Here is a 4,435-nt window from a genome sequence, read left to right as displayed (position 1 = left end):
GGGCCGCCCGCAGATTTACGTTCCGGCTGTCTGAAACCACGGGCATGCCCAAGTGTCCCGCCTGCGAGCGCGACGCGAGTTCGCCGAACTACCGCAAGCAGACGGTCGAACCGAGCGCGGACCGCGACGGCGTGACCGTCACCGCGACCACGGGCCAGCAGTACTGGATGGTCGTCTGCCCGCACTGCGACGCCGTCCTCGGCACCGTCTTGGGACGGCGATAGTATATTCTCGCGCCGTCCTCGCCGCGGACCCCAACCGTTATTTCGCTCGACTCGCTTTCGTGGAATATGGACGACGACACGCGCCAGAAGCTCATCTCGATGTTCCTCGTGCTGTTGATGATAACGTCGGGTGTCGCCTACGCCGCATCGTTCTTCTGAGCGGCGCTCACAACGATATTCTACCCGACACTCATCACTACGCTCCGAGCGACGCTCACCACGACACGGTCTCCTCGCCCACCGACGCGTCGAGCGCGTAGTAGCTCCGCTCGCGGACGAGATACACCGTATCCGGGGCGTCGTCGGACTCCTCGTGCTGTCGCTCCCGGTGGTCGCCGATCCGGTCGAGGAACGACTCGAACGCATCCGAGACGGGTGCACACTCGACGTACTCGTCGCTCCGGATGGCCTTCGCGGCGACGTCCTTCTCGCCGTCGGACAGCTCATCGAAGTGGATCGGGACGACCGCCTCGCGGACCGCCGCGGGCGGTGTAGCGCGCTCGGCCGCGACGCTGCTCCGGTCCGCGCCCTCGCACGCCGGGTCATCGGTCGCTGCGCAGCCGGCGAGTCCGCCGGCGAGGACGGCGGCGCTCGCGCCGAGGAACTGCCGGCGGGTACTGCTCGACCGTCGTCGCATCGTCACGCTTCGACCTGTCGACCTCGGTGAGATACGTCTTGGGGCTGCTTCTCTCGCCACACCGCCGGTTGGGAAAAGGCTACTCCACGTCCCACACGTCCGCCATCGGGCTCTTCTTCTCGCGCGAGGAACGACCGGACGACGAGCCATCGGACCCGGACGACTGTCGATCAGCGGACGCTCCCTCGCTGGTCTGGTCGGCCGAGCGCGACCCCGACGTGCTGGCCCCGTTTCGACGATTCGCCCGCCGTCGACTCCCGCCTGCGCTGGCCCCTACCGCCGACTCGCTGGCGCTCGCGGGATCGAACTCCGGAAGGTCTGGGCGGCTCATCCGGTCGATCTGCTCGGCGAACCACGGCGGAACGTCGCTCTCGGCGCGGTCGAACAGCTGGAGCAGGCTCGAATCCGCGAGGTAGGTCGCGCCGTAGTCGTCGGGCGACCGGACGACGCGACCGCAGGCCTGAATCACGGTCCGGAGCGCGGTCCGGTAGTACCACGCCCACTGGCCCTCCTCGAGCCGGTGAGCGACTCTGGAGTCGCCGGTGTTGAGGAACGGGGCCTTGCAGAGCACCTGCCACCGCGCGAGGTCGCCCTTCAGGTCGAGCGCTTCCTCCATCTTGACCGAGAGGAACACCTCCTCGCCGCCGGTGGCCTTCCACGAGTCGAGCTGGGCGTCCCGGTCGTCCTTGTCGTGGGTCCGGACCCGGTCGCCGACCCCGAAGTCGTCGAACCGGTCGGCGAGTCGTTCCTGGATGGCGTACGAGTGGGCGTGGACGATGCCCTTCTCGCCCCGGTGGTGCTGCATGAGTCGAACGATGGTGCGGGCGATCTCCGGCAGGGTGTCGTCGCGGTGCTCGTAGGTCATCTTTCCCCGCGTCACGTCGTACAGCGGCCGGTTCTCGACCGGGAAGGTGTGGCCCACGTCGACCAGCGCGACGTTCGCGGGGTCGAGGCCGACCTGCCGACAGAACGCCTCCTTGCTCAGGATGGTCGCCGACAGGAGCGCGAACTTGTTGCCCCGGTCCCAGACGGTGTGGGCGAGGTAGCGCTCGGGGTTCATCGGCTTGATCGTGATCGGTCCGCCGCCTCCGCCCTCCCCGTCACCGCTACTCGCCCCGCCGCGCTGCTGGTCGACGACCCACGTCGTCGCGCTCTCGGTGTCGCGGTAGTCCTCCACGAACCAGTCCAGTTCGCCGATCAGCTCCTGCAGCCGGTCGCGCTCCGCGGCCTCGTGGGGGTCGAGCTCCTGCTGGGCGATCAGGTCGTCCTTGCGCCGCCGGCAGACGTTCTGGAGGCGCTCGGCGAACCGGACCGTCCGGTCGAGTCCGGCTTCGCCCACGTCGGGCACGTTCAGGTCGTCCCAGACGGGGACCGTCCCCGGATGCAGGTCGATGGTCGCGTACATCTCTGCCCACTCCGCGAGACCGTGGGCCTCGTCGACGACCACCACGTCGCGCTTGCGGAAGACCTCGGAGCCCGCGGTTCGCATGAAGTACGCCAGCGTCATGGCCGCGATGTCGCGGTTGCTCGCGATGGCCCGGTCGGAGAAGTACGGACAGCGGTGCTTCACCGAGCAGTCGTACCCCTTCTCGCGGGCGCAGGGTGCCCTGTCGACCGGGGTGTCGGTCTCGCCCGGCAGGATGCAGGAGTAGTTGCGCTTGCCCCGGATGATCTTCAGGTCGTCGAGCAACTCGTCGGCGGCCACGTCGTCGAGCTGGGACACCTGCGGCGTGGTGTAGTACGCCCCGGTGGCGTCGCTCGGCGCGGCCTCGTCGGGTCGGCGGGCACACCCCGCGATGGCCCGCGCGAGCAGGGACTTGCCGCTCCCGGTCGGCGCGCGCACCAGCACCACGTCCTTGCCGCCGTCGAACGCCTCGCTGATGGACGAGAGGGCGTCGCGTTGGTTGCCGCGATAGGAGGGCGCGGGGAACTCCTCGGTTATCCGGTCGAGGTTCACTGTCCGAAGTCACGGCGGTGGTTCGGATAAAGGCTATCGATTCCGGCGATTCGAACGTCTGCTCGGAGCGGGTCAGCTAAAATCGAGATATTTGACCAGCGAGACGGCTGTTTGGCTAGAAATTCAGGCACCATCGGAGTTCTTGACACGCTCAGCGAATCTGTCTCGGATCTCCTTGCGCAGGTGGTTCAGTTTTTCTCGGGCGTCTTCAGAGTCGTCGCCGAGTACGCCGAACCCGCGCCATTCGCCGGTCATTTATCTAAACTACCTCGCTATCGGAAACGTATCCTCCGCTTACAGTAAAAACACCGATTCGCGGACAGGTGTAACCGATTATTCCTCGTCCAACCCCGCCACGTCCGCCGCAGTCGGGTCGTCGGGAAGCCGGTCGATGCAGTCGAAACAGAGGAAGTGCTCGCTCCCGTCGCTGTCGAATTCGAGAGTCATCCCGCCGGTCGCGTCGTTCTCCAGCGTCCAGAGGTTCGCGATGCCGCCCGCGATCTTGACCTGCTCGCCACACGCTTCGCAGGTGTCGCTAGCCATGCCCGGACCCAGTGGCCCCACCCCCAAAGCCCTGCCGCCGGAACCGAAACCCTCCGAGGAATCGAAGTCTTCCTGCCCTCGTTGAACTCCGTCCAACGGAACCGAACTATCTCCGGCGGGAATCCGAACCGTATTTATGCGAGTTCGTTGTGCGCGGTGATACCACAGTCGGCACCGGCCGACGGGAAACAGACTATGAACGACACGCAACCAACGAACGGTACCGCCATCGACCTCGGAACCCTCCCACCGCACGTGGCACACGCTCGCTTCGACCCCGAACTGGGCGAGCGACCGGTTCGGGCAGTCCTGGACGCGCTCGCGGAGGCGTCCCACCGGCCGGTCGAGGACCTCGACGTCCGCCTGCACGACGCCGTCGACCCGGACGCGCTCGACGACCTCTTCCGGCCGACGCGAACCGGCGCGCTCCGGAATGGGGGGCACGTCGCGTTCGCGGTCGGGGAGTTCGAGGTGGACGTCCACGCCGACGGGCACGTCTTCGTCCGCCGGACGGCGTCGGACTGACGCGGACCGACCGAGTCGAGTGGGGTCGATTCGGACCATCGCTTCCGACTCGTCGGATTCCAGCTGGCCGGATTGTAATCCGCCGGATCACAGCGCGTCGTCGGGCTCGTGCGCCTCCGCGACCCGGGTCGCCTCCGTCGCGTACCGCTCGCGGGTCTCGGGATCGTTCACCGTGCCCAGATTGTCGAGCGAGGCATCGACCGCCGCGGTCGTGACCCGGTGGTCGCTGAAACTGGTCAGCGCGCGCTCCTTCCGGAGGTAGCGCCGGCCGTCCGGCGTTGCGTACACGAGGATGATGAGGTTCTGCTCGTCGTCCGAGAACGTGCGCTCGACGAGCCAGACGCGGACGGACTCGGCTTCGGCCGCTTCAGTCGCCGCTACAGTGCCTTCGGCCGCTACAGTCCCTTCGGCAGCTTCGGGCGAGGATTCGCGTTCCATGCGGGAACTACTCGCTCGTGGAACAAAACGCTGCGGTCGCGGGGGCGCCCCCCCCCCCCCCCCCCCCCCCCCCCCCCCCCCGCGCCGGGCCGCCGGGCCCGGCCCCCGGCC

At 67.7% G+C, this 4,435-nt stretch carries 7 protein-coding genes; 2 read left to right on the top strand and 5 right to left on the bottom strand.

The genetic code is table 11. From position 1 onward, the window contains the following. Positions 1-224 (top strand): hypothetical protein (locus DPQ64_RS04650; protein ID WP_232820484.1); only part of this gene is annotated, 224 nt, incomplete at its 5' end. A gap of 214 nt (positions 225-438) precedes the next feature. Here DPQ64_RS04650 and DPQ64_RS04645 read toward each other — a convergent pair. From DPQ64_RS04645 to DPQ64_RS04635, 4 genes are all read right to left on the bottom strand, one after another. Then, positions 439-861, bottom strand: coding sequence for a hypothetical protein (locus DPQ64_RS04645; RefSeq protein ID WP_115863188.1), 423 nt, complete (start codon positions 859-861; stop codon positions 439-441). Positions 862-940: 79 nt separating this feature from the next. Further along, positions 941-2,818 (bottom strand): helicase C-terminal domain-containing protein, encoded by a 1,878-nt coding sequence (locus tag DPQ64_RS04640; protein WP_115863187.1) that lies wholly within the window; start codon positions 2,816-2,818, stop codon positions 941-943. Positions 2,819-2,941: 123 nt separating this feature from the next. Further along, complete coding sequence (locus tag DPQ64_RS19730) at positions 2,942-3,073, bottom strand: hypothetical protein (RefSeq protein ID WP_269814466.1); 132 nt, start codon at positions 3,071-3,073, stop codon at positions 2,942-2,944. A gap of 78 nt (positions 3,074-3,151) precedes the next feature. After that, positions 3,152-3,361 (bottom strand): DUF7561 family protein, encoded by a 210-nt coding sequence (locus DPQ64_RS04635; RefSeq protein WP_115863186.1) that lies wholly within the window; start codon positions 3,359-3,361, stop codon positions 3,152-3,154. A gap of 195 nt (positions 3,362-3,556) precedes the next feature. On the opposite strand from DPQ64_RS04635, the gene DPQ64_RS04630 reads away from it, so the two are divergent. Next, the gene (locus tag DPQ64_RS04630; RefSeq protein WP_115863185.1) at positions 3,557-3,886 is read left to right on the top strand and encodes a HalOD1 output domain-containing protein; all 330 of its coding nucleotides are present in this window, start codon (positions 3,557-3,559) and stop codon (positions 3,884-3,886) included. 87 nt (positions 3,887-3,973) lie between these two features. Here the strand turns inward: DPQ64_RS04630 and DPQ64_RS04625 are convergent, their stop codons facing one another. Beyond that, complete coding sequence (locus DPQ64_RS04625; RefSeq protein WP_115863184.1) at positions 3,974-4,324, bottom strand: hypothetical protein; 351 nt, start codon at positions 4,322-4,324, stop codon at positions 3,974-3,976. Between the last annotated feature and the right edge of the window lie 111 nt (positions 4,325-4,435).

The organism is Halorussus litoreus (genome assembly GCF_003382685.1).
GTDB classification, from domain to species: domain Archaea; phylum Halobacteriota; class Halobacteria; order Halobacteriales; family Haladaptataceae; genus Halorussus; species Halorussus litoreus.
Note: the sequence above shows the minus strand (reverse complement) of the source record. Positions and strands in the feature narration are given on the sequence as shown.

Bases quoted from the DNA above. Each gene is read 5' to 3' on its own strand.
- DPQ64_RS04635 (WP_115863186.1), bottom strand. From the start codon at position 3,361: ATGGCTAGCGACACCTGCGAAGCGTGTGGCGAGCAGGTCAAGATCGCG.
- DPQ64_RS04645 (WP_115863188.1), bottom strand. From the start codon at position 861: ATGCGACGACGGTCGAGCAGTACCCGCCGGCAGTTCCTCGGCGCGAGC.
- DPQ64_RS04625 (WP_115863184.1), bottom strand. From the start codon at position 4,324: ATGGAACGCGAATCCTCGCCCGAAGCTGCCGAAGGGACTGTAGCGGCC.
- DPQ64_RS04630 (WP_115863185.1), top strand. From the start codon at position 3,557: ATGAACGACACGCAACCAACGAACGGTACCGCCATCGACCTCGGAACC.
- DPQ64_RS19730 (WP_269814466.1), bottom strand. From the start codon at position 3,073: ATGACCGGCGAATGGCGCGGGTTCGGCGTACTCGGCGACGACTCTGAA.